Here is a 26,480-nt window from a genome sequence, read left to right as displayed (position 1 = left end):
TTATTTTTCTGATAACCTTCGTCCAAAAATTTTGTATATCAAATCAATACTGAATTAAATGGTAACCTAAGTAATAACCAACATTAAGTAACTCTTTTAACTAGTCACAAACCGAGTTGAAACTGGCAGTCTGTTTGAATTGCGGGTTATTCAACTGGATCATGGTATACATTTGGCTGCCAAATTTGCATTAATATTTCTGGGTTCTCAACAGATCGAAAGCCATATTGCGAATACAAGGCATGCGCATCCCTAGTAGCCAGCATTAAACGCCTTAAACCCTGAACTTCAGGATGTTCAATAATTGTCTTAACCAACCATTTGCTCAACCCTTTACCTCTATAACAATCAATAACAAAGACATCGGCCAAATAGGCAAATGTAGCTTTATCTGTGATGAGTCTTGCGAAACCAACTTGATTTCCATTTTCCTCAAACACACCAAAGCACCATGAATTTGAGATCGCTTTCTCTAAAGTCACTCTAGGAATTCCAGAAGCCCAATAACTTTGAGATATAAACTGATAGATAACATCAACGTCCAAATCACTGTGATTTGAACTAATTCTGAATCCTTTCAATGAACTTTCCTCCCTGAAGGATAATGCCGTATTAAGACGTGACGAAATGCTCGCAAAACTGTGAGTAAAGCGAATCCGGTATGAGGTAGGCATCAAGCTCATATCGTCACAGTAGTAAACGTCTTGGCTGTGCATTTTAGCCTTTATATCCATGTTTGAACCTATTTGATCATTGCCTCATGTCGGCATAAATAAAGAAACAGATGGATAATTTGAAGTTTTCACTGGCCTTAATGCAAGTTGGATGAATTAACTCGGCCTAATGTTTTCAGCCACACGCCACAGCACACCACTTGGGTCAGTGATACAAAACTCAAGCATTCCCCAAGGCTGCTCAACAACCTCGGAAACGGTAACTTCAAATTCCGACACTACATTAGAGTTTTGGATGTGTTGATACCAACTTTTTACGTCTTCAACCAGCAAGTGCATCATGTAATTGTGACAGTGCGCAGGTTCATAAACGTTTTGTAGAAGGAAGGCACAACTGCCGTGACGCAGATAGGCGATATCATGAAATTCAGACATCACTTCGAAGCCGATTGACTGGTAAAAACGCTTAGATAAATCGAAGTCTTTCGCGGGTACGAAAGACTAAATTTCTGAGACTTTTAGGTTTTCCATCCTACATCCTTTTAGTGCAGATATTCCGGCGCTGACACGCTTAACGCTTTAAGTGGTTACAGCGTTTATTCAGAGTCTTGCTGAAATGAATCGACCTCGGCTTTAGTTAGATAACGCCACTGACCTGCTTCAACATCTAAGCCAACATCACCAATCTGTTCGCGATGAAGGCCAACCACTCGGTTACCTACCGCTGCAAACATACGTTTTACTTGATGAAACTTACCTTCTGTAATGGTCAACAGCACTTCTTTACTGGTAATCACTTCAAGCTCTGCCGGACGCGTCAGTTTTTGCTCGCCTTGCAATTGAATACCCGCTTTGAACTTATCAGCGACATCGTCTTTGATCTCTCGTGACAATGTCACGCGATACACCTTCTTACATGACTTAGTAGGTAGCGTGATATTGAATGACCAGCGTCCATCATCGGTAATCAATACTAAACCTGTGGTATCGGCATCTAAGCGCCCAGCGATGTGCAGTTCTGATGCTTTTTCTATCTCGATGTAGTTAAAGAGCGAAGGATAAACCTCATCGATATTGGAGCAAATAGTACCCGCAGGCTTGTGCATTAAGAGGTATCGAAACTCTCGTAGCGTTAAGGCATCACCATTAAGCAAGATAGTGTTACTTTCATGAACCTGAGTAGATTCGTCTAACACAACCACACTGTTCACACTCACCTCACCATTTTGGATTCGCTGAACGGCTTCGAGTTTTGTTAGTTCTGTGCTTTTACAAAGGTATTTATCAAGGCGCATTAATCGTCTGCGCCGCATTTCGCACAAGGCTTATAGGTGCGTTCACCTTGAGCAATCACCACATAGTCTCGAACGCAGTTATCACATAGCGCCAACTTTGGGTAAGCGTCTTTCTGTTTCTTTGCGTTAATGTCGCCTTCAGTGGTGTATACGGTTCTCATTTTTATGCCTTTGTTTTAATAACTTGCTAGGCGCAAATTGTATCACTGTTTACAGCCCCGTTTGCAGTGTTGTGACTTAGATAAATGAATATCAAATGAGGTGGCTCCTTTGAGTTTCCGAGTGATGGACAACAAAATCAACGTGCCACGCCTATCAGTGGTAAAATGATAAAAGCTCACCAACCAATGAAGTCACTAATGAAAAATTGTAATCAATGCGGGAAATGCTGTATCAAATACGGAGATGGTGACCTCGCCGCGACTCAAGAAGAGATTGATTTGTGGGAGTTGTTCAACCCAGACATATTTGAATATGTTCGCGGTAGTGAGATCTGGTTTGATCCTAAATCTGGCGAACGTTTAAGTCGTTGCCCTTTCCTAGAAGTTGTTCCAACGAAAGATAAGACTGCTCAAGCGAAATATACGTGCAGCATTTACTTAGACCGACCTGAAGATTGCCGCCACTATCCGAGCTTAATCAATGAGATGGTAAGAGATGAATGCGAGATGATTGAGGTGGTGGATCTACAAGACACGAAGAAAGCTCAAAGGAAACTCGACCTGTTGATGAAAGACAGCCGCCCTTCAAGCTATTCGTAAGCACTGATCTATAAAGATCCTGACTAAACAGTCGTTCTGTATTAACGAGCCATTATTTACTGATAAGTGGTAAATACTGGTTTGCTTCTAACCAATCAAGCGCAACAAGAGCAGCCAATGAACATACCGCTCTGTCGTTGCCATCCACAAACTTAAGCTCTTCAATTTCGGCATCTGGAGACAGTTTGCCAGTATAATCAGCAAGATAACAAGTCAATTGCACCGATACGCCTTCCGCTTTCCCATCAGCTTGGCCTGTAAACGTCTCAACGTATTTGATGGAATCAGGCACCAAATCTACCGAGATCTCTTCTTTGATTTCGCGAACCAGTGCTTGCTCATCACTTTCCCCTGCTTCACGTTTACCACCCGGTAGGTAGAACAGTTCCTTGCCTTTTGATCTCACCATCAACAGCTTGCCATCTTTAATGAATATCCAAGCCAGCTTATCAATTACCTTATGCATGTCGTTAGACCTTATTTCTATTTTAGTTCTCGTTATGACTGGGTTTGTCCGCGATATTACATGCGACCAAACAAAGCCAACGTATGTTACACGTTGAAATGAATATACTCTATTGAATCGCTTGGGAAATTCATAACCAAAACGAAAAATGACAGCCTTTGAGCACTATGCTCGTCAACTGTCATTACTCTAGTTTACGGATTGTTCGCTAACCGCACACGAATAGTATCAATCGACCAACCACACAAGTGCAGAGTCGTGGTCTTCGAATGACTTAATCTCGCCAGACACGAACCAGCTCCCTACTTTTGAGGCGAATTCCTGCCAGCTTTTGTCACCATAAATCGCGATTTTGTCTATCTTCGAATTGAGTTCCAATCCCAACTTGAAATCATCCCAAGCAGCGCGTAACTCCCAACCCGTCAAACTAGAAATGTCGACCAGCATTTTGAGTTCAGACGAATCGAGTTCTTCTAGTGTGGTATTTAGAATAGGTATCATTGCTTGATAGTCATCGTGTGTGAGTTTGCCTTTCGCTTTGAACACAACAATAGTTTCACCGCCCACACGCTCAATTCCAACCGATATTCCGTGACGTTCGATACTCATAACCTAGCCCTCATAGTGGAAACTAGAGATAGCTTAGAGAATTAGACAGCAAAGAGATGAGAGGCTTGCGTCAAAACGGACAAGCATCCAAACGAGTTTTAGTTACTGACCATTTAACGACGCTTAATCGCAACGACCGAGTAAGTGTGCCAATGCTTCATCCTACCCAACGACGTGAGTGCTTGTTCGTCTCGCTCATCAAATCGAACCATCTCGAAATCATTGAACAAGCTAAGTACTTTGGCTTTCGTTAACGGTGTTGTTGGGGTTCGATACCCACGGGCCCAACTGTCATCAACGCCCATGAAATCACCCGCAAATACGCCACCCACTTCAAGACAATTTTCAATATTGTGCCAAACTTCGTCAAAACAGGTTGGGTCAGCAAAAAACAGACTAGAATTAGCGATCACTACACCAGATTTCGTGTAATCATAGTGTTCAAACCCACTTTCAGATATCTCGACCAAAGATTTGCGACCAAAACGATCCCGACATAGTGCAATGGCATCAGGATTAACGTCGAACCCATACACTTGATACGCCTGCTGTTCTAAAAAAGCAATGTCACTACCTGTTCCACAACCACAATCAATCGCAACATTTAAGCCTGACTCATTCAGTTTAATTGCGAACTCAGTTCTCTTTAAATGAGGTTTACTTAGTGCCTTTTGGTAATACTGACGCCAGATCTCTGAATGGTCATCCATGGCGCTTCCCTAACAGTTCGCTTAGGTTTTGAACTTGTACGATATTCGGATGCTCTGATTTAAGAACAGTGCCTTCCGTGTTCAACCACACAGCGTGTAAACCACTCGCTAACGCAGGATAAATGTCTTTTTCGAGAGTGTCTCCAATCATCGTTACATCCTGAGCTTGAACACCTAACTGTTTAATGATGGCAGGATAAAAATCAGAATCGTATTTGGATACGCCAAGACTCGCCTTACAGAAGTAACCGGAGAGATACTGAGACAGACCAGCTCGTTCAAACGCTTGGATAATGTCTTGTTCTGTCGAGTCAGCGGCGTTGGTTGCAACATAGAGTTTGTGCTGTTTCGAAAGCGCAGCCAGCACTTCACGCGCCCCTGCAACTTCTTCGACAACTTCCCAGTCGCACATTTTCCCTTGTGCTTCTGGGAAATCGACCATCAGCGTATTGCCCCAGTCAAATAAGACTATTTCTGTTAATTCGATTAGCTTTGTCATCTTGCCTCCTGCATACGATGAATTTCTAGCGTTTAGGCGAGCCTATAAGAACTTCTCAATAAGAACTTCGTCAAAGTACTGGTCACCAATCTTACCGTGTTTCTTAGCCGTTCCGACGATTTCAAAGCCTTGCTTTAGATAAACCGATAATGCGCGCTCGTTGTCTGCTCTTACATAGGCGAACAGCTTTTCATAACCTTTGGCTTTCGCTGATTTGAATGTGTAATCAAACAACTGCTTTGCGACACCCTGCCCACGGCTATTGGCATCAACATAGGTTCCAATGATACCAACATGGTCAAAGGCTTTAGTATAAGTAGCAAATGGTTCGACATTCTGGAAGCCAAGTAACTGACTCGTAGCTTCGTTAACTGCAACGCTAAACACACCACGCTCAGGGAACGACTCAATGAATGCCTTTTCTTCATCAACAGTAAAAGTCTGATCCAAGATCGTATAACGCGCTTCGATAATGATTGGATTCAAGACATCAATAATGCCTTGTGCATCTTCTACTGTTACTTCTCTGATTGTTAAGCTCATGCTTCTCTACCTTTTTATTGCTTTGGGCAGATTCTATCGCTACATGCCATCTCTTTGATAGGACAGAATGTTGTCGAAAGCGATATCGAAGTAGAGTTCGTAGCTATTTTGTTCAACATAGCCCAAATGTGGAGTTGCCGTGACGTTAGGTAAGGATAATAGAGGTTCAGCGTCTGTTGTTGCTGGCTCACAATCGAACACATCAACCGCGGCGCGCTTAGTCGGAACTTCACATAATTCACGGTATAGAGCTTGTGGTTCAACTAATTCTGAACGGCTGATGTTCACAAACAGCGAGTCTGATTTCATTAGCTGAAGGTCGCTTGCAGTAACACACCCTTTCGTCGCATCGTTCAAACGTAAGTGCAAAGAGAGCACATCAACATCTCGAAAGAAGTCTTCTTTGGTTGCTGATGCTTCAAATCCGTCAGCCTGCGCTTGAACTCTTGATTGCTGGCTGCCCCACACCACTACAGACATCCCAAATGCTTTGGCATATTGTGCAATGCATTTACCGATTTTCCCGTAACCCCAAATGCCAAGCTTTAGCCCTTTCAAAGTTCGACCTAACCCTAATGAGCCTGAATCTTGCCATTGGTTTTGCTTGAGGTTTGAAGCGTAAGTTGGAATGTGTCGAGACGCCGCCATGATAAGCGCCCAACACAGTTCAGACGGTGCGACAGGTGAACCGCGCCCTTCTAATACTTTCACGCCAAAACGCTCACACATTTGAACGTTAATATGATTACTGACTTTGCCCGTTTGGCTAATCAGTTTTAAGTTTGGAAGCCTTGAAAGCAGTGACTCTGTAATGTCCGTTCGTTCGCGAATAAGGACCAAAGCATCAAACTCGCGCAGTTTTAACGCCAGTTCATCTTCAGGATAGGTTTCTGTGAATACCGTAACATCATGCTGTTCTAACTTGCTATAACACTCAAGGCTTTCTACTGCGTTCTGATAATCATCTAGTATCGCTATTTTCACTACACACTCCTTGTTGTATCGCTTAACCACTTTGCACACTTTTAAGTGCCACGAGTTAAGATTCAATTAATCCTTGGACACTTGTCAAACTCACAGTTTATTGATGAACGACTTTGAAACGCTCAAGTACCAGCATCATGTCTTCACTCGGGTGTATCTTGAGTTCTTCACATTCACGAGAGAAAAAGTTCCAGTGCGCTTCTCGCCACCATTCTAAGGTTTTATCGCCCTCTCCTTCGGCGGCAGCAAACTCGGCAGTCACTTCGTTGTACGGACACGAAGAAACAGAGGTAATTTCAACGATACAAACTGGTTTGCCATCCCAATCAGTGACGACTTGCAAGTGACCATCGATGGGTCTCGTTTCTCCTTCATGGCTGTACCAATATTCAAGGCTACAAGATGCTTGCTTCTCACCTTTGAGTATCAACTGTGCGCAGAGGTTGGCGTTGTATTCGTCGGCGCAGTAATAATCAGCACTAAAGGAGGTGTATTGAGATGCAACGTCTGCTGGTAATGTGTTGAGGTAGCTCTCGAGATAAGCTTTGCTTCTTTCTTCCATGATCTTTCCAAATTCAATATAAGGCTGAGTCGATAAATACTTATAGATTAAGCGTTTGACTGCATTGGAAGTAACCTATCAAGCCGCGTTATTGCTGTAAACTGAGTGAATATGAAAATGTGGGCTGAGAAAGAAGAATGTGGGTAGGATTTTAAGACTAAGACATGAAGAGCTAAAAGCGACTTAAGACTGTGCTTTTAGCTCTTCGTATTTAGTTACAAGTATCTCTCAACTGAGCAGGAAATTAATGGTTTAAGAAGTCGACCGCTTTGTCTGGGAAATCGGTAAACACGCCATCGACTTTTACTTGGTTGTAAAAGACATCCAACATGCCATCAAAGTTATCAGCATAAGCTGGTATTCTTCCTGGGTCAGCACGGAAAGTGTACGGGTGAACGTCTAAGCCCGCGTCTTTTGCTGACTTCATCAATGGCTTAATAATGATGTTATCTTTGGTCGATGCATCATCCACCAGCATAGGTTTCCAAGGGCCAATGCCATCAGCATAGCTAGCAACTTTTGCCATGCCGCCTTTCTCAAACATCCAATCATAACTGTACGGCGTGGCTTTGTCGCCATTGTAAGTCATGGTTTCGTTCCAATCTGTATAGGCCATCAGCTGAACGAGCTTAAGATCCATTTCCATCGCCGGCATTAATTCATCGTTAATACGTTGCAGCTCATTGGCATCAAAACACTGTAGATATACCTTGTCGTCTTTTGATAGATAACCATATTGCTGCAAGGTGGCAAGCACCACTTTCGAGATATCTTTGCCTTCATGACGATGGAACCAAGGTGCTTTAATCTCAGGATAGATACCCACGTCATAACGCAGCGTTTTGTTTAAGCCTTGAATCAGTTCAATTTCTTCCGCAAAAGTAGCAACGCGAAAATCTGACTGCCACATAGGGAAGCGTGTTGGGTACCCTGCCACTCTGTTGCCTTGCTTATCTAGGTTAAAACCTTCTGTCACTTTTAATGATTTGATCTCAGCAAGCGTAAAGTCAATCGCATAATAGCGGCCATCTGCTCGTGCGCGATCTGGAAAGCGGTCAGCAACATCGGTGACGCGATCTAAATAGTGATCATGCAATACCACCAGTTGATCATCTTTGGTCATCACGACATCTTGTTCGATGTAGTCGGGTTTCATGGCATAAGCGAGCGCTTTAGCAGGTAGTGTGTGCTCGGGTAAATAACCAGAAGCACCGCGATGCGCAATCACTAAAGGATCGGCGAACGCATTGGCAGATAAGCTAAGTGCTAATAAAGTCAGAGACAGTGACGTTGTTTTCATTATTGTTTCCCTTGATAAAGCAGAAGCAGGATATACCTGCCTCTGTTGTTTATTAGTATGACGTTGTCCAGTTAACGAACTATTGAGTTAATGCTTCTTTCTGTTGTTCGAGTTCTTTTTGTTTGTGATGTTCACGCTCTCCTAAGAAGGCGTAAAGCAGACAAATTATTGAAGCAACACAAGCACCGACCAAGATAATGAAGCCGCCATCCCAGCCGTAATGGTCAACCATGAAACCAAGCACGGCATTGGCAGCAACTGCGCCACCTAAGTAACCAAACAAGCCAGTAAGACCTGCAGCCGTACCTGCCGCTTTCTTAGGTGCAAGTTCAAGTGCATACAAGCCAATTAGCATTACTGGTCCATAGATAAGGAAACCAATCGCGATAAGTGCCAGCATATCAACCGTTGGGTTACCTGCCGGATTTAGCCAGTACACTAATACAGCGACAGTAACGAGAACCATGAACAGGATCCCTGCTGGTGCGCGTCGGCCCTTAAACAACTTATCTGAAATCCAACCACACAGTAGTGTTCCAGGAATACCCGCCCACTCATACAAGAAGTAAGCCCAAGAAGATTTATCTACTGAGAAGTCTTTTGCTTCTTTCAAGTAGACCGGAGCCCAATCAAGAACGCCATAACGGATAAGGTAAACAAACGCATTAGCAATCGCGATTGACCACAACAACTTGTTAGAGAAAACGTACTTAAAGAAGATCTCTTTCGCCGTCATTTCTTTCTCATGAGACTTATCGTAGTCGTCTGGGTAATCGTCTTTGTGTTCTTCAATCGGCGGTAAGCCACAAGATTGAGGTGTATCTCTTACGGTGAACCAAACAAAAATAGCAACGAGCGTGGCAAAAAATGCAGGAACATAAAAAGCGGTTCGCCAGTCGTCATTAAAAGCCCAAAGACCCAATAAGAACATTGGACCGATCAAACCGCCGCCGACGTTGTGAGCAACGTTCCATACCGACACTATCTCGCCACGTTCTTTACGCGACCACCAGTGAACCATGGTTCGCCCACAAGCTGGCCAGCCCATGCCCTGAAACCAACCATTCAAGAACAGTAGGATAAACATCGCAGTGATGCTGCCTGTCGCCCATGGCATGAAACCAAAGCAGAACATGACCAATGCCGACATTAACAAGCCGCCACTGAGGAAATAACGAGGATTAGAGCGATCAGAAACGCTACCCATTAAGAATTTAGATAGACCGTAAGCAATGGAAACTGCGGCCAAAGCAACCCCGAGCTCTCCGCGACTGTACCCTTGTTCAATAAGATATGGCATCGCCAAACTAAAGTTTTTGCGGACTAAATAGTACCCCGCATAACCAACAAAGATGCCGAGAAAAAGCTGCCATCGTAATCGTGTGTAGGTGCTATCGATCTTATCGGTAGACAAGCGATCGATATGCGCCATAGGTTTGAATATTCCAAACATAGGAACCTCATGTGTATTGGGCGATAAAAATAAAAATGCTCGAACGAAAAAATCAAGCGCTCATTCGAAAGTCAGGGCATTGTATGTGCTTCAGGATTAATTTCTGTGATAGAGATAGCCATTAACAAAAAATAACTTTAAATACAGAATTTTAGTTTCATTTAATTAGACTACGCTTCATATTTTCGTTTGCGTATTTTACTTTTGGAAGGTTATCTAGAGACGCTCAGTAATTCGAATGAACAAATAACGAACAGGAGAAGAGTTAAACTGGTAATGCGAGATTCATCTAAACGACTGTTGAATCGATTAAAGCTATATGTAGGCGGTGTAAATAAGGATAAAAAAAGGGCCTAGATTTCTCTAGACCCTTCTATATAACAGCGTTTGTACTCGACATTATCGAGTTACACGAAGTGATTAATCTTCGATGTAGAAAGCTTCTACTGTGCCTTTAAGAGTAATAAGCATTGGCTGGCCAAAACGATCTAGCGCTTTTGGAGAAGGGATCTTAACCCAACCTTCGCTGATGCAGTATTCTTCAACATCAGTACGCTCTTTACCATTTAGACGAATGCCAATTGGGTATTCGAAACACTCAGCCACGTGGTGTGGGCTGCGTGGGTTACCTGCAAGATGATCTGGTAAAGCTGGTCTTGAATTAGTATCGCTCATGTTCATTACCTGTATGTACGTAAATAAAAAAAGTGCGTCATTCTAGTCAATATAGGCTTTGTGCTCAACAACTGCTGCAATAAATCGTCTTGATCGTTTTAATCAACAGCGAGTTGTTTGATTTAAAGGCGATATAGACATGATTTTTAACGAAAGTTGAACAAAGTTATGTGTTGTGGGTAAAGGGAGATGATGAACTTTATAAAAGCACCCAGCCCGTTGGACTGAGTGCTAATAAACTAGTAATTACTGATTATAAAGTTACGTTACCAGTCATAAGCTACGCTCGCAATCACGTTACGGCGGTCACCGTAGAAGCAATAGAAGTCACACGTAGCCACGTACTCTTTGTCTGCTAAGTTCTTCGCTGCAACTTGGAACTTGTAATCTTCGATTCGGTAACTCAGTGTCGCATCAAACAATGTGTAAGACGGAACAACGTTAGTTTCTGTATTATCCGCATACGAATCACCAACGTAACGAGCACCTGCACCAATCGTTAAGCCATCTAATGGACCATTTAGGAAGCGGTAATTTGCCCAAGCTGAAGCGAGTTGGTCAGCAATTTGTGATGGCGTGTTACCTACATTACTGCTTGTCGAATCTGCTGTTATTTCAGAATTGATGAATGACACGTTACCAATTAACGTTAGCTCTTCTGTTACGTTAGCCACGGCTTCTAGTTCAATACCACGGTTACGGACTTCACCAATTTGTGTCAACTGACCCGCTACATGACGTGCTAAATTTTCTTTTGAGACTTCGAATGCGGCAATGTTGAAATAGCCATCGAAACTACGCGGTTGGTATTTCAAACCCACTTCGTACTGCTCGCCGCGTTCTGGCTTCGCTGGGTCACCAATTTGATCAAGCTGAATGATAGGGTTAAACGACTGTGCGTAACTTGCATAAGGTGTAAAACCACTATCCATTAGGTAAGCTACGCCGAAGTTGGTTGTCCACTCTTCGTTATCAACCTTAGTTTTCTTACCTGTCGTGGAGTTATGAGTCGTGTTTTCAGAATCATCATAACGAACACCAATCTGAACAGCCCATTTGTCAGCTATCATCATTTGGTCTTGAAGATACAGGCCTAGCTGATTGTTTTTCGTCTTAGTCGTTTGGCGGTCAGACTCATTAGTCTCAACAAAACTACTATTCAGGAGAGCAATATTGTGAGTATATGATGGACTGAAAATATTAAACATTGGGTTGGGCACATTGCCTAAGCCAGGAATGAATCGAAGGTCGTTTCCGTCACCTACTATTGGGTCAGCCGCATAATCTTTACTATCAATATCAACACGTTGATAATCAATACCACTTAACAAAGTATGTTCTATGACTCCTGTTTTGAACTTATGTATTAAACGATTATCTATATTGAAAGCATCTGATGTACCTTCTTCAGTAGATGCTTTTCTAATAATTGAAGACCGTGAAGGTTGGGGGTCTAATCCAACAATGAGAGAATCTGCAACGTATTGAGCGTAGTACATTTGACGAAGGTTGATGTCCATCTTGCTGTAACGCGTGTTCTGCATGAAGTAAGTGCTGTCATTGAAATGATGTTCAAATTCATAACCTAATGACAGTTGTTCACGCTCGAACGTTTCCCAATCTGTATTACCTACCGAAGTGCTATCACTGATTTTTCCATTTGGATTCGACGTTAGCGTTCCTTCCATTGGTAGGAACTGCAGGTATGGGTCGGAATCATCTTTCTGGTAGCTCGTTAGTAGCGTGATTTTTGTGCCGTCTGTAAATTTATAAGCCAGAGAAGGAGCGATAAAAATGCGTTCAGCTTCTACACCATCGACACGGCTACCATTTTTACGACCAAGTGCTTGTAGGCGAAATGCCATTTTTTCATTGATTTCAGAGTTCACATCTAAGCTGATTTGCTTGCGGTCGTCTGTTCCGTATTCAATCGCAAACTGACCCGAGCCACCATCAAATTGAGGGCGTTTGCTAACTACATTGATTACACCGCCCGGAGGCGTTTGACCGTATAGCGCAGAGCCTGGACCACGCAAGATTTCTACTCGTTCCAAGCCAAACGGGTCGATTTGCCAACTGTAGAAGCCAGATGAGTACAAGCGCGTTCCGTCTTGATACAAGCCACTGCCTGCTTGCTTAAAACCACGAATAACAAACCAATCTTGCTTGTTGTCTTCACCGAAGTAGTTCGCTTGAATACTTGGCGTGTACTGTAAAGCATCGGCAATACTGATTGACGCTCTGTCGTCCATTTGTTCGCGAGTCACAATCGAAATTGCACGTGGTGTCTCACCTATCGCAACGTCTGTTTTTGTTGCTGTTCGACTGCTTAATCCTACGTAACTAAAATCAGGACCTACTGAGCTGTCTTCAAGTTGCTGCCCAATAACAACAACGGTTTCATCTTCGTTAGCTTGAGCCATTCCTGACGATACAACTAAAGCGACCGCAAGTGCTGTTGGGGTACGCATAAAGTGCCGATTCATATATTTCTCCTTCAATACGGCTATGAACCTATTGCAATAAAACACAAACAATCACTGTAATTTTTACTATTTAATTGTTTGTTTTTGAGCCTAACTCGGCTCTTAAAAACTCAAGCGACAACACTTTCTAGTGCTTGGTGCGCTTGAGCCAAATTCCCTTTACTCAATTCAATAAGATTGCCGGTATCCATTTTAAAAATACGGTCAGCGGCATCAAAATAAGCGTCATCATGAGTAATCGCGATGACAGTCACGCCACGTTGTTTAAGCAGTGGCAATAACTGACGGTAAAACAGTTTTCTAAAGCGAGGGTCCTGATCAGCTGCCCATTCATCAAGCAGAATACAACCGCGTTTTTCGAGTACTGACATCATCAGTGCCAGTCGCTTTCGTTGACCTTGTGAGTAGCGAACGTCACTTAACTTGCCTTGTTGATGATCAACCTTGTGTGCCATTTCAAGACGTACCATCCACTCGTCAATATCTTTGCTATCAATGTCTTGACCTTCACCATCGACAATTTGATGGAATAAATGGAAATCGCTGAATACAGCAGAGAATTGATGGCGATAATCTTGCCAATGCGCTTGAGTCACCTCATTACCATCGACATAAACTTGGCCAGAATGCGGTCGGTAGAGCCCAGTAAGCAAACGAGCAAAGGTCGATTTACCACTGCCACTGCCATTGCCATTGCCATTGCCACCAATAATGAAGATATGTTCACCGCGTTCTATTTTGAAATCGATTGGACCTACGCCGAATGCGTCGCCATCTGAATCTGAGCGATAGCGATAACTAGCCCCTACGAGTTCAAGTGAATTGAAGACTTTGGTTTTTGCCGATTTCGGATTCAGGCTTCGATCAGTACTCAACGCTAACGACGACAGCTTCTTCATCGAAATGTTGGCAGTAATCAAGGTTGGAATTGAACCGACTGCAGACATTAACGGGGTTCTCATAAACAACACGACCAATGCAAATGTAGACGCAACTTCTAACGTCGCCCAACCTAAACCAGTCGCCAGATAAAAGTTCAAGCCGATCAACGCCAATACCACGGTGTTCGCCATATTAGCTGCAAAACCATTTAGGATATCGGCCTGTGTCACTTCATTTCTGTAACCTTCAGCATTGACTGAAAACGTTTCATCAAAGTAACGCTTGGCTCTGAATGGATTTAAAGAGAGCTCCTTACGACCATCAATTAAGGATTGGTAATCGTGATACAACTTGTCGTCGTACTCTCGAACCTGTTTAACGTGTTTAGTGATGCGCGTAACAAGCAGATAGCCAATGACACCGGTTAATGACAGCATTAAAACGCTGACACCAAACAGAGGCATAGACAAAAAAGCCAAGTAGATCAAAGCCACAACCGTTAACACCAAGCCATAAATCAGCTCTGGTAAATGTACGAACGCGATAGTGATGTTGCGAATGTCGGTGTTCAGTGACGCGAGTACCCCTGCACTTCCAACCTTCTCGACTTGTTCAATATCGGTATTCAATAGTTGAGAGACCAGTTCACAACGTTTGTTATAAACAAATTTATGACCCAGCTTATGGAGAGCGACTTGAGCAACGGTGGCTGTCACCAATAAACCAATCAGCAGCAAAGTAAACTGAATTAGGGTATTGGAAAGTGGACCACTGCTTTCAAGTAACTTATGCTGAATAAACGCAATCACGCCCACGCTCAAGAACGCACTCGCAATACTCAATAAGATCACGAACAACAGTGACTTTTTCTGTTTTTCAGCCAGCAATAGGATCAATCCCATTTCATATACACCATTCAATTAATTATTATTGTGATTATCATTATCAATAAAGAAAAAGATAAACCCGTATAAACCAAGTACGATAATCTTGTTGTTTAGTCTTGGCCTCTAGAAGCTCAACCCGTTAATTCAACAGACACCCGTTACTAGTGTTCAGTAATCGCGATAAGTAACGACAATGACAGCAAGGACTACAGCGACTGCTATAACCTTCTTAAGCCCCACATCAAGTACATGCCACCGATAATCGAAGCCACCAATCCTGCTGGGATCTCTTGTGGGTACAGCCACTGTCTACCAAGCCAATCCGAGAACAACATCAGTGCCATACCAATTAACGAAGAACAGATCAGGTGCTCTTTAGCACGGCTATAACCAAATAATCTCGCCATGTGTGGGGCCATCAAACCAATAAAGCTTAATGGACCAACCACCAGTGTTGCGCTCACGGTTAAACATGCCACCAGCACCAGCAATAGAATTCGAGATCTTGATACATTGATACATTGATACCAAGAGATTGGGCACTCGCCTGCCCTAATGGCAACACATCCAACCATCGCGCACAGAGAAAACCTAACGAGATAAATACAACCGAAGATATCAGTAACGGAACGAGTGTTGCTTCGGTGACGTAATACGTTGAACCTGCCAACCAGGCCAGAACTTGATAACTTCTTGGGTCACCGCCTGCCAGTACAAAACTTTGCACAGCGTTCATCAGTGCCGTTATCGCAACACCTGTTAGTAGCACTCTTTCCGGTTGGAAGCCCAACTTCTGGTTGAGCAAGACAATGATGCCCAAAGTACAGACCGCACCAATAAAGCCACCGAAATAAAGCCCAACCATGCTGCTGCCAAAGCCCGCAAAGATTGCGATGATCAAACCTAATGTCGTACCAGAACTGATACCAATCACTTCTGGACTAGCCATTGGGTTGCCACTCAAACGCTGAACGATCGTACCAGCGACTGCCAACATGCCGCCCGCCAATGCCGCTGCTGTTAATCGAGGTAAACGCCATTCAAGCATTGCCCAGTCTTGAGTTTGAAATAACCAACGCCAGCCTTCAGTTTGTACAGAGAACAAACTGAACACGACCAGCGACAGAGCAATAAACAAGCTGGTTAATACCACTGAATGCTTGTTTAAGCGAGAAGCTACTTCCTTATGACGCGTTAATACAGTTTGTGTTTGTGACTGACTTTTCATTGACAACTTGGGCAGCAACCACAACAACAGTGGAGCACCTAACGCAGCCGTTGCAGCCCCTGTCGGGACAAACATAGACATGATGCCCGGCAACTGTTGAATAAGCAGATCGGTAAGGCTTAACAACAAGCCACCTAACAGCATAGATACCAATAACTTAGGCACTAAACGGTGCACACCAATCAAGCGTGCTAACGCAGGAGCTGCTAAACCAACGAATCCAATAACACCAACAGCACTCACAACCCAAGCCGTCAGCAAAACCGCCAAACCGAGACAAGCGACTCTTAATTTTGGTAACGAAACACCTAAGCTCTTAGCGCCCTGTTCTGATAACTGAAGCAAGCTCAGTGGTTTTACGAACAGAAACGCCATGAGAGTCGCAATCGCTAAGCGTGGAGCCAAGTACTGAACATCTTCCCACCCGGTTTGAACCAATGAACCTGCGCCCCAAATCATTAAGCCATTCTGTTTGTCTTGGTTCATCATTAACAAGACAGTACTCACAGCGCCAAAATAGAGGTTCACGACTAAGCCAGAGACAATCACGACGGTTGGAGATAAAGCACGTCGCCAAGACAAAACAAACACCAAACCAATCGTAGTGACGCCACCAACAAGTGCCACCAACAAGTGCCACCAACGAATAAGACCACTCTAAAAGCCAAGGGGCATAGAGTGTCGCTAACATAAGTGCAAAGCTCGAACCGCTCGCGACACCTAACGTAGACGGTGAAGCCAAAGGGTTTCTGAGCACCTGTTGCATCAAGACACCCGCCACTGCCAACGCTGCGCCAGATAACAATGTAGTGAATAACCTCGGCCACCAAGCCAAATGCAGTTTCACTGAGTCAGGAGAAGTGAAATCAGCGGTCCACAAGCTAGAAAGTCGGCTCAATCCGAACTGAGAGACAGATAAGTGTTGCCCAATTAGAGCCAATGTAGAAACCATTAAAAGAGTCAAAACACCAAACGAGAGAGCTCTCATAGCACTTCTCCTTGGTTCAATTCAGAGACAATGAAGCGCGCAAACCTTGTTGCAGAAGGTATCGCGCCGAAACTCCACACCGCTGGTACTTGTAGCGCGGGATAACCCGACTCTTTCACAATGTATTGCCAAAACTGATTAGCTTTAAGGCTCTCTTCAGTCCCCGCTGGCATTGGAGAAATAATTACGATTTGACCTTTAACGCCAATAAGCTGATCGACACCAACTAAGCTGTAACCCCAAGCGTTGGTTTGCCCTTTCCATGCTGATTCAAGGCCAATCTTGTTTACTGAAGCTTTGTATAGGCTGTTATCCCCAAAGACGCGAACGTGATTAGTGTCCATGAACTGCACCATCAACATTTCAGGAGCATTGTTGGGTAGCTGAGATCTTAAACGATCCATTTCAGCATTCGCTTTCTGAATCAAAACTTCAGCTTGAGGTTGTTTTTCAGAGATCTCTGCTAGCTTTCGAGTAACCGTTTCTAGCGCTGACCAATCGACATCACCGCTTCGGTACAAACCAATGGTCGTGACAGGCGCAATTTTGCTAAGTTGAGTCTCCAACGTTGAAAACATTGGAGAGAGTAATATCTTGTCGGGTTTGAGCTCATGAACACGCTCAAGGTTTGGCTGCGTTCGTAAGCCAACATCCGCAACAGTTGGGGGGATTTGAGGAGACTTTACCCACGAGTTGTAATCGGGAATTTGCGCTACCGCAATAGGAGTAACGCCCAACGCCAAAAGCGTTTCAGTGTGAGTCCAATCGATGGAAACCAATCGAGGTCGATCGTCATCATTCAACTCAGACGTATCTTGATTAGCTGACGAAAGTGGAGAAAACACAAGTAAGCTAGAGATAACAACACTTGAGATAAGAGTACGAGTGACGTGCAAGCGATGTAATATTGATTGGAAAGACTGTTTAAGCATCATGCTGGCTCCAAATCACCAGGCATCGCGACTGGGTAACCCGCAGAGTGTTGAGTAATGTGCATAGGCACACCATAGATATCTTTCAATATCGACTCTTTGAACACCTCATCAACCTCGCCTTCAACTAATAGCTCGCCACTATGTAAGGCAATAATATGATCGCAGAAACGTGCAGCCATGTTGATGTCGTGAATAACAATGATCACGCCAATCTCTAAGGTTTCACTAAGGCGCTTAATCAATGTCAGCATTTCAATCTGATGACCAATATCGAGCGCTGCTAAAGGCTCATCCAACAAAAGGTATTTGGTGCGTTGAGCCAACAGCATCGCAAGCCACACACGCTGGCGTTCACCACCCGATAAGGTATCCACCAAACGATCAGCGTATTGCGTTGTGTTGGTAAGTTGCATCGCCTCTTCAACGTATTGCTTATCTTTACTTGAAAGTCGACCTAATAAGCCGTGCCAAGGGTAGCGACCAAAGCTAACGAGATCTTTGCTGGATAAACTGTCGGTTGCAGGTAAATGTTGAGGTAAGTAAGCAATTTGCTGTGCGAAGTCCTTATCAGACCATTTAGCGACCGCTTTATCTTTCAGGAAAATATCGCCTGAAGTGGCGTGCTGTTGCTTCGCTAGCAACTTTAATAAGGTCGATTTCCCCGAGCCGTTATGCCCAACCAAAGCGTAGATTTTTCCTTGCTCAAACGACACATCAAATGTCTTGAGCAATTGCTTATCCCCTACGCTAAAACCGAGTCCCTTTGCTTCGAGCATATCTTCAACCTTAAAACACATCATTCACTAAAGAATTAATGAAACACGAACATATTCATAAAATCATTAACAGACACGCTTTTATACACTTGCAAAAACGCTAACGCAAACGATTTTCATTTAGATTAAAATGAATGTCGTACTAATTTATCCCTATATTTTAAAGAGTTAGAAGCTTGATTTAGAGAAGATAATCTGAAGTTGATTCAAGATCTGTCGCAACGAAGTTTAAGCATTTATAAAAATACGCTCATAAATCGATAGATGAGGAAGGCAGAGAGTTTCGTGTCTGTTAGGCTGTTTCCGAATATTCAGCCTAAAACGAAACGCTCATGACGTGATGATTGGGTTCGGTTTCAATCTCGACGATTGACCAACCAAGAGAAAGGTACAAAGATGCAATATTGGTGTAGGCGTACAACTTAGACGTTGAATCTTTCGAGGGTTGGGATTGATAATAGTCTGGCATTTGTTCAACAGCTCGTTTAATCAATTCACTCGCAATACCTTGGCCGCGCCATTGAGGTTCAACAAACACGGCGTTGATCCACACCACATCCCGCACTTGATGAGGTTCCTGAAAATGGGAATATGCCAAACCACCAATGACCGCATTATCGCGAAGTACTGTTATTACTGAGGGAAGTTGTACGCTGTCTTTATACGTATCTTTAAACTTGAAATCAGACCATTCGCTTTGAAATAAGCCTTCTAATTCACTCCAACAAGGTGAACTTTCATCACAATTTCTAAAGATTACTTTCTGCATTTTTTCCATCCTTTGAAAGGGTAATTTGGCCATCCTAGCCTTGGTTTATATCAGTGTAGATAAAGCTACTCTTCTTCTTCGTAACTGTCTGCTGGGTCTTCATTGATTTCTTCACCACAACCCAAGCACTCCGCTTGCAAATCTGTTGGCATCACAATAATCAAACCACAATGCGGGCATAAATCACCTTGTTGAAACATCCTGTTATTCCTTCTACTTCACAGCTATTGCTTCGGATACTTTTGCTTACTCGCTTCTAACCAATCATGAATCACTTGGCGAGCAGACTCGGATGGCGGTGCATTTCGTTTCCCACAAATCTGGTCAATTTCAAACGGAAAGGCTTTGCTTGGAACACGACGTAGGCCAATGGTTAAGCGCTGAGGCTTAAGCATTCGAAACACCACATAGCGGTCGCTCATGATTCGATTGTGATAGACGCCAATACAATGTTTTTGTTCCACGCCCTCTTGTTCAAGGTCGTAGTAATCAGTAAGCGGATGAATATTGTCATTACCGAGTAAAGGAACTGGATAAGGGATGTCCATGTCCACAGGCCGATTTCCTTCTAGACGGCGTAACTGACGCTGTTCTGTCCATCTATCATGCAGTTGCTCAAACATAGCAAAGGAATTTTGACTGGTGATGGCGCGCAATGGATCGTCCATCTCCAAATCTTGACCCAGTAAAATCGCGTCTTGGAACATAGCCATCTTTGAAGGCGCATTGAGCCTTCCCTCTTCAACCATTGCAATACCTAATCGACTGCCGGTTAAAAACGGATGAACCTGATCCAAACGCAGCGCTGTATAGCCTACTTTAGAGTAATGTTTGAATTTGAGCACACGTCTTTGCAGCGGTTCGAGAATTCGCACAATGTGGTCAAGCTCGTCTCCAACGTTATAGTTAAGCTCTAGCTTATCGATAAATTTGAGCGTCGCTTTACTTCCGTCTAAGCCCAGTTTGGCTAAGATTCTCTTTTGTCCTAGGCGACTCAGTTCCAATGCTTTCTTGTTATCGACACTGTGTTTCATGCAGATTAACGCCAAGATAACCGGCCTTAATTCAAGCAGTTGAGCCGCCTCATAAGTGTTAGCAGCCAACCAAAGCATTTGATATTGATACTCGGGAAAATCATCGGTGATTTCACGATAACGATCAGGTAACGAATCTAACCAACGACCATTTACATCAAATTGTTCAACAAGATTGAGGCTTAAACCAATACCACCGTCGAGCGGGCGTCGACCATCTTCAAACACATGAAAGCCGACAAGCTTTTGAGACCAATCTCGGATCTCAATATCGTAGTCGAAACCTAACGTCCTAGTGGGAATGGTGAGTAGTGCTGTCATTGATGCCTCTTCGTTATTGGCGCATTAAACCGTAAAGCCTATCTAACAGAATAAGCTAGCGCTTCAACCACTATAACAACCTTTTGTAAATTTCTTATCAATCAAAGCGATATAAATACGATAGTGCTTAGAAGATCATTGAATGATGATTTTATGCAATATGAGATCTCTTCGATATCATTTGTGCTAACAAAAACTATGCTTGTTATATAACTGATAACACGAGGCTTTAATTATGGAATACCGACATATTCTGGTCGCTGTTGAAATGTCCGACGACACTAAGATTCTGATTGATCGAGCGACCTTCTTCGCAAACAAACTAGAGGCTGGCATTTCGTTTGTTTATATCGACGGCACGCATGGCGAGATTTACCCTGAACTCGTTGATATTCAGGGGAATGAAGGCGATCTACCCATCAATGAAGATTCCATTAAACATTTGAAAGAGTTTGAGGCCTACGCTAAACACCCAATCAAGCACATATTCGTGGGAACGGGAGATTTGAATGATAAGCTCAAAAATACCATCGAGGTAAATGGCGTTGACCTACTACTATGTGGCCATCACCACGATTTTTGGCATAAAATCATTTCCCATTCGAAACAGATCATCGACACATCTCCAGTCGACATTCTAATCGTTCCAATGGATTAGATACTGCCGTTCGAACTTTAAAAACTTCCTGCATTGCCAGCCTCTATCGGTATTATTGGTTGGCTTACATCCCCTCTTCAATTTTCTTGTTTGCCCCAATCCAACTATCACCCACTTGCTAAGTTCATTTGTGATCTTGTCGGCTTATCAACTCGTAAGCGTCTAATAATTAACAAATCACGAGTGTAAGTAATGAAAAAGATTGGTCTCTATCTTTTTACAAACGACTTAAGAATCAACGACAATCAATTGCTCCATTGCGCTGCACAGAGCGTCGATAAACTCATTTTCGTGATTGTCGAACCCACTTTGGTTCATTTCTCTGCTGATTTCGCGCAAGAGCAAAGTTATGGCGCGCATCGCCAGACTTTTGTTTCACAATCGATAACTCACCTAGAATCGAATTTAGTTAAGCTTGGTCAGCAACTTGTCGTCATTCACAGTAACCATTTAGAACCAGACGCAGCCGAGCAAACACTCAGCCAAATCATTGCTACACAACACGTCACCCACTTTTTCGCCAATGCACACTGCGGTTACGACGAGCGACAATTGATTCATTCACTACAAAGTCGTCACCCTGACTTAATAACATGCTTGCCACATCACTCCACCTTGTTTGGCTCACATGAGCTACCGTTTGAATTATCAAAAGTCCTGAGCTCGTTTACCAAGTTTAGAAAGCTAGTCGAACACTTGAACGTTAATAGCGATGAGACGGTTATTGCACACCTTCCACCAGCAGTGACACAGGCACCAACTCCAACTCCAACTCCAGTAACGGCAACCCCACTATTCAGTTATCCAAATATAGAAAGAGCAGTAACAAACGATTATTTGGGTGGCGAAGACGCTGGACTAACGCATTTAGAAAACTACTTTTCACATGATTACGCCCTTAACTACAAGCAGACTCGAAACGCATTTGACGGCATCGAAAACTCAACAAAGTTCTCGCCGTGGTTAGCACTCGGTTGCGTTTCGCCTAAAACAATTTATCGCCATTTGAAGCAGTTCGAAGCCGAACATGGCAGTAACGATTCAACCTATTGGATCTACTTTGAGTTGTTGTGGCGCGAATATTTCTATTGGAAATGCTTATCTCTGGGCTCATCGTTATTCGGTGATTCTTCAGACCAAAAACTCAACACCCCAAACTCCGCGGGAACGTCGAACCTGAATTTCGCCAAATGGAAAAGTGGCAATACCAACTACCCGATTGTCGATGCGTGTATGCGCCAACTTAACGAAACAGGCTACATGTCTAATCGAGGAAGACAGCTGGCCGCTAGCTGTTTGATATACGAACTAGGGATCGATTGGCGACACGGCGCAGCCTATTTTGAGAGCCAACTTATCGACTATGACGTGGCATCAAACTGGGGCAATTGGGCTTACATAGTCGGAGCCCTGAACTCTCAAGTAAACACCCAAACCAACAAACAAAAGAATGCCAACCAAACACAACCCAAATCACACCATTTCGACTTGGCTAGGCAGACCGATATGTATGACCCAGACCATATATTTATCAACAAGTGGAATGCGAGCAGCAAAGAACCTGTCTTAACTAACAATCAGGATGTGTTATGAACTTCAAAACCGTGCGCCTTGTCTTAGGCGACCAACTCAATATCCAGCACTCTTGGTTTCAACAGGTTGACGACGACGTCATTTATATCATTGCCGAACTTAAGCAAGAGACAGACTACGTTGCATCTCACATCCAAAAGGTGGCCGCTTTTTTCTCTGCGATGGGCTACTTTGCTGACGAGCTCAAACAACAAGGTCATCAGGTACTCCACCTAACTCTGGATGACACGACTCAATTTGAAAATCTCGATGCTCTATTGCAACACTATGTCCACGAGTTTGCTGCTGAAAAATTTGAATACCAACAGCCAGATGAATATCGACTTCTCCAACAACTGGCAAAGCTGAAGTTAACTGGAGTAACCAAAGGCTGTAGCGATTCCGAGCACTTCCTGTTTCCGTTTGACGAGATTGAAACCCAGTTTCCTAAAGACAAACACATCATGATGGAACATTTCTATCGTCGAATGAGAAAGCGCTTTGACATCCTGCTCGATGATGGCAAACCGGTTGGCGGCAAATGGAATTACGATGCAAACAATCGCAAGAAACTAAAGAAACAAGACATCGAGAACCTGCCGCCACCGTTAATGTTTGCCAACGACATTTCTGCGATTTTAAAACGCATCGAGCATCATCAAGTTCAAACCATTGGTGAAGTTGGTGATCAGTTATTATGGCCAGTCAATCGAGCGCAAAGTCTGTCTCTACTTGCTCACTTCTGCCAAGTCTGTTTGCCACTGTTTGGTCAGTTTCAAGATGCAATGACGACCGAGCACGATTCGAAATGGAGTTTGTATCACAGTCGCCTCTCCTTTTCGTTGAACAGCAAACTGCTAAGCCCCCAAGAAGTGATTGATGCGGCACTGTCGGCTTATCAGGCGTCTTCTAAGCCAAGCGCACCCACTATCGATATTGCACAAGTCGAAGGCTTCGTACGCCAAATTCTAGGCTGGAGAGAATACATACGTGGCGTTTATTGGGCGAACATGCCTGCTTACGCCAACAAAAATCACTACGCAGCAGACCGTCAGTTGCCTCATTATTTTTGGGATGGACAAACCAAGATGAATTGCATGAAGCAAGCGATTGATCAATCCCTCGAGTTTGCTTATGCGCACCACATTCAAAGGCTCATGGTCACCGGTAACTTCTGCTTAATTACGGGCATTGCACCGGATCAAGTTGATAGTTGGTACCTTGGTATATACGTCGATGCGATTGAATGGGTCGAAATGCCGAATACGCGAGGTATGGCACTTTTTGCCGATGGCGGGATCGTCGGAACCAAACCATACTCTGCCAGCGGTTCTTACATTAATCGCATGAGTGATTACTGCAAAGGCTGTCATTACCAAATTAAAGAGCGCAGTGGCGAGAGTTCTTGTCCATTCAACAGCTTGTATTGGCGCTTCATGAACAAACATCGCGAGGCCTTAAATCGCAACCCTCGAATGGGCATGCTTTATCGCTCTTGGGACAACATGGACGAGCAATCACAACAAGCGATTCTCGATACTGCTGAACAACGAATCACAAACTTGGAGAACTTATAATGGTGGAACAACTCAGATTACACATATTGGTCATTGGTGGCAGCGGCGGTATTGGTTTCGCCGTGGTTAAGCACCTATTGTCTGAGCTGTCTCGCTTTGATTTTCTCGATGTACATGTCGACGCGACTTATCATTCACAACGACCAGAATTGGAAGATAACCGTTTAAATTGGCACCAAGTCGATGCCACCAACGAAGCTGATATTGAACGACTAAGCACTCAATTCGAGCGATTGGATTGGTTAATAAATTGCGTGGGTATGCTTCATACGCCAGACCTTGGCCCAGAAAAGAATTTGTCCTCTATCGACCCAGAATTCTTCCTGAAAAACATCTCGGTAAACACCCTACCTAGCTTATTACTGGCCAAGCACTTCACGCCGATCCTCAAAGCCAGTGACAATCCAAAATTTGCAGTGATATCGGCCAAAGTCGGCAGCATTTCAGACAACCGATTGGGTGGATGGTATAGCTATCGCTCATCTAAAGCCGCACTCAACATGTTCATCAAAACCATGTCGATTGAATGGCAACGCACATTGAAGAAAGGCACAGTGTTAGCGCTCCACCCTGGTACAACCGACACGGCTCTATCTAAGCCCTTTCAGACCAATGTGCCGCAAGGTAAGTTGTTTGAGTCTAGTTATGTAGCTCATCAGTTGGTGGACATCATTCGAACTGCTACGCCGGATAAAAGCGGTCATTTCTATGCGTATGATGGTTCGCAATTAACTTGGTAATGAGCAATACCAATCGCGGGCTTTGATGAATAGTAAAATTTGATGAGTGGTAAAAATAGAAAACCCAACAAAGCTATGGATCTGTTGGGTTTAGTAGTAAACGCGAAGCTGTTGGTTGAAACTAAAAATGTCGTTTCAACGAAGGACTCTCTGAGGATTCAACTAAGGATCAAAACTAATCATTACTTTACGATTACCGCTACTCAGCCCAGTTGAACTTACTCTCGTCGACACCTTCTTTTTCTTCCTTCACGCGCTCACGTCGGCTTTGCTCTTCAGCACGGGCCGCGTCGATTTCTTGCATGATGGCATCAATATCTGCCAAAGCGTCGCTTTCGGTAAACTCACCCGTTAGTTTGCTGTCCGGCTTCAAATCACCCTTCTCAAACAGTGCCCACATTTCTTTAGCATACTCAGTGGTCGCCAGTTCAGGGGCAAACTGAGCGTAATAGTCACGGATGTTATTAACATCACGAGTCAGCATCCACTCAGCATTGTTGTTCGCAGAAGCATCGACCGCTTGCGGTAAATCGATAATCACAGGGCCATATTCATCAACCAATACGTTGAATTCAGACAAGTCACCGTGAATTAAACCAACGCAAAGCATCTTAACGACATAAGTCATCATCACCGCATGATCTTCAATCGCTTGTTCAGGCGGCATCACCACATCATTCAATCTTGGAGCGACATAACCTTCGTCATCAGTGACCAACTCCATCAGCAGCACGCCATCAAAGCAGCCATAAGGGACAGGCACGCGAACGCCTGCTTCTGCCAGCTTATACAAGGCATCCACTTCTGCACTTTGCCATACTTTTTCTTGTTGCTCGCGACCGAAACCAGAGCCTTTTTCCATCGCTCTAGCGCGGCGGCTATTGCGGACCTTTCGCCCTTCTCGATATGCCGTTGCTTTTTTAAAGCTACGTTGGCTTATTTCCTTGTACACCTTGGCACAACGGATCGTATCGCCGCAGCGTACTATGTACACTGACGCTTCTTTGCCACTCATGAGTTGGCTTTTCACCTCGTCGACTAAACCATCGTCAACTAAAGGCTGTATTCTTTTAGGTATCTTCATGTCGTCTTTATA

26 protein-coding genes and 2 pseudogenes are annotated in these 26,480 nt (G+C 43.8%); 5 read left to right on the top strand and 23 right to left on the bottom strand.

Translation table 11 applies throughout. The features are described 5' to 3' along the window. Positions 1-146 precede the first annotated feature (146 nt). The 4 genes and pseudogenes from ED652_RS11990 to ED652_RS23765 form a co-directional block, all read right to left on the bottom strand. Positions 147-581, bottom strand: coding sequence for a GNAT family N-acetyltransferase (locus ED652_RS11990; RefSeq protein WP_122054943.1), 435 nt, complete (start codon positions 579-581; stop codon positions 147-149). Between the two features lie 249 nt (positions 582-830). After that, positions 831-1,205: pseudogene (locus tag ED652_RS11985) on the bottom strand (VOC family protein). A gap of 65 nt (positions 1,206-1,270) precedes the next feature. Next, positions 1,271-1,996 carry a pseudouridine synthase gene (locus ED652_RS11980; protein ID WP_122054913.1) on the bottom strand — a complete coding sequence of 242 codons (726 nt, stop codon included), beginning with the start codon at positions 1,994-1,996 and terminating at the stop codon, positions 1,271-1,273. Beyond that, on the bottom strand, positions 1,969-2,130 hold the full coding sequence (locus ED652_RS23765) for a hypothetical protein (protein ID WP_012604036.1): 162 nt from the start codon (positions 2,128-2,130) through the stop codon (positions 1,969-1,971). The genes ED652_RS11980 and ED652_RS23765 overlap by 28 nt, the downstream gene beginning before the upstream one ends. 198 nt (positions 2,131-2,328) lie before the next feature. Here ED652_RS23765 and ED652_RS11975 point away from each other — a divergent pair, with 198 nt between their 5' ends. Beyond that, on the top strand, positions 2,329-2,730 hold the full coding sequence (locus ED652_RS11975) for a YkgJ family cysteine cluster protein (RefSeq protein ID WP_102474434.1): 402 nt from the start codon (positions 2,329-2,331) through the stop codon (positions 2,728-2,730). A gap of 52 nt (positions 2,731-2,782) precedes the next feature. Here the strand turns inward: ED652_RS11975 and ED652_RS11970 are convergent, their stop codons facing one another. The 18 genes and pseudogenes from ED652_RS11970 to ED652_RS11890 all read right to left on the bottom strand — a co-directional run bounded on the left by ED652_RS11970 (position 2,783) and on the right by ED652_RS11890 (position 20,837). Then, entirely contained in the window at positions 2,783-3,196 is a 414-nt protein-coding gene (locus ED652_RS11970) for an NUDIX domain-containing protein (RefSeq protein ID WP_102474433.1), read from the bottom strand. 228 nt (positions 3,197-3,424) lie between these two features. Then, positions 3,425-3,805 (bottom strand): STAS/SEC14 domain-containing protein, encoded by a 381-nt coding sequence (locus tag ED652_RS11965; protein WP_122054911.1) that lies wholly within the window; start codon positions 3,803-3,805, stop codon positions 3,425-3,427. A gap of 113 nt (positions 3,806-3,918) precedes the next feature. Beyond that, complete coding sequence (locus tag ED652_RS11960; protein WP_122054910.1) at positions 3,919-4,515, bottom strand: class I SAM-dependent methyltransferase; 597 nt, start codon at positions 4,513-4,515, stop codon at positions 3,919-3,921. After that, positions 4,508-5,014 carry an HAD family hydrolase gene (locus ED652_RS11955; protein ID WP_122054908.1) on the bottom strand — a complete coding sequence of 169 codons (507 nt, stop codon included), beginning with the start codon at positions 5,012-5,014 and terminating at the stop codon, positions 4,508-4,510. The genes ED652_RS11960 and ED652_RS11955 overlap by 8 nt, the downstream gene beginning before the upstream one ends. A 42-nt stretch (positions 5,015-5,056) precedes the next feature. Then, positions 5,057-5,557, bottom strand: a complete 501-nt coding sequence (locus ED652_RS11950; protein ID WP_065103520.1) for a GNAT family N-acetyltransferase — start codon at positions 5,555-5,557, stop codon at positions 5,057-5,059. Between the two features lie 39 nt (positions 5,558-5,596). Then, complete coding sequence (locus ED652_RS11945; RefSeq protein WP_122054906.1) at positions 5,597-6,541, bottom strand: D-2-hydroxyacid dehydrogenase family protein; 945 nt, start codon at positions 6,539-6,541, stop codon at positions 5,597-5,599. A gap of 97 nt (positions 6,542-6,638) precedes the next feature. Then, entirely contained in the window at positions 6,639-7,103 is a 465-nt protein-coding gene (locus ED652_RS11940; protein WP_122054904.1) for an ASCH domain-containing protein, read from the bottom strand. A 244-nt stretch (positions 7,104-7,347) separates the two neighbouring features. Next, complete coding sequence (gene glpQ, locus ED652_RS11935; RefSeq protein WP_122054903.1) at positions 7,348-8,403, bottom strand: glycerophosphodiester phosphodiesterase; 1,056 nt, start codon at positions 8,401-8,403, stop codon at positions 7,348-7,350. Between the two features lie 79 nt (positions 8,404-8,482). Further along, on the bottom strand, positions 8,483-9,856 hold the full coding sequence (gene glpT, locus ED652_RS11930; protein WP_122054901.1) for a glycerol-3-phosphate transporter: 1,374 nt from the start codon (positions 9,854-9,856) through the stop codon (positions 8,483-8,485). Positions 9,857-10,276: 420 nt separating this feature from the next. Then, positions 10,277-10,531, bottom strand: coding sequence for a DUF3297 family protein (locus ED652_RS11925; protein ID WP_029223190.1), 255 nt, complete (start codon positions 10,529-10,531; stop codon positions 10,277-10,279). Positions 10,532-10,797: 266 nt separating this feature from the next. Then, positions 10,798-13,002, bottom strand: a complete 2,205-nt coding sequence (locus ED652_RS11920) for a TonB-dependent siderophore receptor (RefSeq protein WP_122054899.1) — start codon at positions 13,000-13,002, stop codon at positions 10,798-10,800. A gap of 125 nt (positions 13,003-13,127) precedes the next feature. Beyond that, positions 13,128-14,801 carry a multidrug ABC transporter permease/ATP-binding protein gene (locus ED652_RS11915; RefSeq protein ID WP_122054898.1) on the bottom strand — a complete coding sequence of 558 codons (1,674 nt, stop codon included), beginning with the start codon at positions 14,799-14,801 and terminating at the stop codon, positions 13,128-13,130. A gap of 203 nt (positions 14,802-15,004) precedes the next feature. Continuing rightward, a pseudogene (gene fhuB / locus ED652_RS11910) lies at positions 15,005-17,002 on the bottom strand (Fe(3+)-hydroxamate ABC transporter permease FhuB). Next, positions 16,999-17,937 carry an ABC transporter substrate-binding protein gene (locus tag ED652_RS11905; RefSeq protein WP_122054896.1) on the bottom strand — a complete coding sequence of 313 codons (939 nt, stop codon included), beginning with the start codon at positions 17,935-17,937 and terminating at the stop codon, positions 16,999-17,001. The pseudogene fhuB and the gene ED652_RS11905 overlap by 4 nt, the downstream one beginning before the upstream one ends. Beyond that, positions 17,934-18,713 carry an ABC transporter ATP-binding protein gene (locus tag ED652_RS11900; RefSeq protein WP_065112669.1) on the bottom strand — a complete coding sequence of 260 codons (780 nt, stop codon included), beginning with the start codon at positions 18,711-18,713 and terminating at the stop codon, positions 17,934-17,936. The genes ED652_RS11905 and ED652_RS11900 overlap by 4 nt, the downstream gene beginning before the upstream one ends. A 316-nt stretch (positions 18,714-19,029) precedes the next feature. Further along, positions 19,030-19,482: a GNAT family N-acetyltransferase gene (locus ED652_RS11895; RefSeq protein ID WP_122054895.1), complete on the bottom strand. Its 453-nt coding sequence runs from the start codon at positions 19,480-19,482 to the stop codon at positions 19,030-19,032. 65 nt (positions 19,483-19,547) lie between these two features. Continuing rightward, on the bottom strand, positions 19,548-19,682 hold the full coding sequence (locus ED652_RS24105) for a hypothetical protein (protein ID WP_017107965.1): 135 nt from the start codon (positions 19,680-19,682) through the stop codon (positions 19,548-19,550). A 24-nt stretch (positions 19,683-19,706) separates the two neighbouring features. Beyond that, the gene (locus ED652_RS11890; protein WP_122054893.1) at positions 19,707-20,837 is read right to left on the bottom strand and encodes a PcfJ domain-containing protein; all 1,131 of its coding nucleotides are present in this window, start codon (positions 20,835-20,837) and stop codon (positions 19,707-19,709) included. A gap of 235 nt (positions 20,838-21,072) precedes the next feature. Here ED652_RS11890 and ED652_RS11885 point away from each other — a divergent pair, with 235 nt between their 5' ends. The 4 genes from ED652_RS11885 (at position 21,073) to ED652_RS11870 (ending at position 25,384) form a co-directional block, all read left to right on the top strand. Then, positions 21,073-21,495, top strand: a complete 423-nt coding sequence (locus ED652_RS11885; protein WP_122054892.1) for a universal stress protein — start codon at positions 21,073-21,075, stop codon at positions 21,493-21,495. A gap of 192 nt (positions 21,496-21,687) precedes the next feature. Further along, the gene (locus tag ED652_RS11880) at positions 21,688-23,088 is read left to right on the top strand and encodes a DASH family cryptochrome (protein WP_122054890.1); all 1,401 of its coding nucleotides are present in this window, start codon (positions 21,688-21,690) and stop codon (positions 23,086-23,088) included. Further along, positions 23,085-24,644, top strand: coding sequence for a cryptochrome/photolyase family protein (locus ED652_RS11875; RefSeq protein ID WP_122054889.1), 1,560 nt, complete (start codon positions 23,085-23,087; stop codon positions 24,642-24,644). Before ED652_RS11880 ends, ED652_RS11875 begins: the two co-directional genes overlap by 4 nt. Continuing rightward, complete coding sequence (locus tag ED652_RS11870; RefSeq protein ID WP_122054887.1) at positions 24,644-25,384, top strand: SDR family oxidoreductase; 741 nt, start codon at positions 24,644-24,646, stop codon at positions 25,382-25,384. Before ED652_RS11875 ends, ED652_RS11870 begins: the two co-directional genes overlap by 1 nt. A 199-nt stretch (positions 25,385-25,583) precedes the next feature. On the opposite strand, the gene ED652_RS11865 is transcribed toward ED652_RS11870, so the two are convergent. Continuing rightward, positions 25,584-26,468, bottom strand: coding sequence for a PA4780 family RIO1-like protein kinase (locus ED652_RS11865; protein WP_280136710.1), 885 nt, complete (start codon positions 26,466-26,468; stop codon positions 25,584-25,586). Between the last annotated feature and the right edge of the window lie 12 nt (positions 26,469-26,480).

It is taken from the genome of Vibrio sp. Evd11, assembly GCF_900382755.1.
Lineage (GTDB): Bacteria > Pseudomonadota > Gammaproteobacteria > Enterobacterales > Vibrionaceae > Vibrio > Vibrio lentus.
Note: the sequence above shows the minus strand (reverse complement) of the source record. Positions and strands in the feature narration are given on the sequence as shown.

Excerpts from the sequence above, each read along its gene's own strand:
- ED652_RS23765 (WP_012604036.1), bottom strand. The coding sequence starts at position 2,130 with ATGAGAACCGTATACACCACTGAAGGCGACATTAACGCAAAGAAACAG.
- ED652_RS11975 (WP_102474434.1), top strand. The coding sequence starts at position 2,329 with ATGAAAAATTGTAATCAATGCGGGAAATGCTGTATCAAATACGGAGAT.
- ED652_RS11970 (WP_102474433.1), bottom strand. The coding sequence starts at position 3,196 with ATGCATAAGGTAATTGATAAGCTGGCTTGGATATTCATTAAAGATGGC.
- ED652_RS11965 (WP_122054911.1), bottom strand. The coding sequence starts at position 3,805 with ATGAGTATCGAACGTCACGGAATATCGGTTGGAATTGAGCGTGTGGGC.
- ED652_RS11960 (WP_122054910.1), bottom strand. The coding sequence starts at position 4,515 with ATGGATGACCATTCAGAGATCTGGCGTCAGTATTACCAAAAGGCACTA.
- ED652_RS11955 (WP_122054908.1), bottom strand. The coding sequence starts at position 5,014 with ATGACAAAGCTAATCGAATTAACAGAAATAGTCTTATTTGACTGGGGC.
- ED652_RS11950 (WP_065103520.1), bottom strand. The coding sequence starts at position 5,557 with ATGAGCTTAACAATCAGAGAAGTAACAGTAGAAGATGCACAAGGCATT.
- ED652_RS11940 (WP_122054904.1), bottom strand. The coding sequence starts at position 7,103 with ATGGAAGAAAGAAGCAAAGCTTATCTCGAGAGCTACCTCAACACATTA.
- glpQ (WP_122054903.1), bottom strand. The coding sequence starts at position 8,403 with ATGAAAACAACGTCACTGTCTCTGACTTTATTAGCACTTAGCTTATCT.
- glpT (WP_122054901.1), bottom strand. The coding sequence starts at position 9,856 with ATGTTTGGAATATTCAAACCTATGGCGCATATCGATCGCTTGTCTACC.
- ED652_RS11925 (WP_029223190.1), bottom strand. The coding sequence starts at position 10,531 with ATGAGCGATACTAATTCAAGACCAGCTTTACCAGATCATCTTGCAGGT.
- ED652_RS11920 (WP_122054899.1), bottom strand. The coding sequence starts at position 13,002 with ATGCGTACCCCAACAGCACTTGCGGTCGCTTTAGTTGTATCGTCAGGA.
- ED652_RS11915 (WP_122054898.1), bottom strand. The coding sequence starts at position 14,801 with ATGGGATTGATCCTATTGCTGGCTGAAAAACAGAAAAAGTCACTGTTG.
- ED652_RS11905 (WP_122054896.1), bottom strand. The coding sequence starts at position 17,937 with ATGATGCTTAAACAGTCTTTCCAATCAATATTACATCGCTTGCACGTC.
- ED652_RS11900 (WP_065112669.1), bottom strand. The coding sequence starts at position 18,713 with ATGCTCGAAGCAAAGGGACTCGGTTTTAGCGTAGGGGATAAGCAATTG.
- ED652_RS11895 (WP_122054895.1), bottom strand. The coding sequence starts at position 19,482 with ATGCAGAAAGTAATCTTTAGAAATTGTGATGAAAGTTCACCTTGTTGG.
- ED652_RS24105 (WP_017107965.1), bottom strand. The coding sequence starts at position 19,682 with ATGTTTCAACAAGGTGATTTATGCCCGCATTGTGGTTTGATTATTGTG.
- ED652_RS11890 (WP_122054893.1), bottom strand. The coding sequence starts at position 20,837 with ATGACAGCACTACTCACCATTCCCACTAGGACGTTAGGTTTCGACTAC.
- ED652_RS11885 (WP_122054892.1), top strand. The coding sequence starts at position 21,073 with ATGGAATACCGACATATTCTGGTCGCTGTTGAAATGTCCGACGACACT.
- ED652_RS11880 (WP_122054890.1), top strand. The coding sequence starts at position 21,688 with ATGAAAAAGATTGGTCTCTATCTTTTTACAAACGACTTAAGAATCAAC.
- ED652_RS11875 (WP_122054889.1), top strand. The coding sequence starts at position 23,085 with ATGAACTTCAAAACCGTGCGCCTTGTCTTAGGCGACCAACTCAATATC.
- ED652_RS11870 (WP_122054887.1), top strand. The coding sequence starts at position 24,644 with ATGGTGGAACAACTCAGATTACACATATTGGTCATTGGTGGCAGCGGC.
- ED652_RS11865 (WP_280136710.1), bottom strand. The coding sequence starts at position 26,468 with ATGAAGATACCTAAAAGAATACAGCCTTTAGTTGACGATGGTTTAGTC.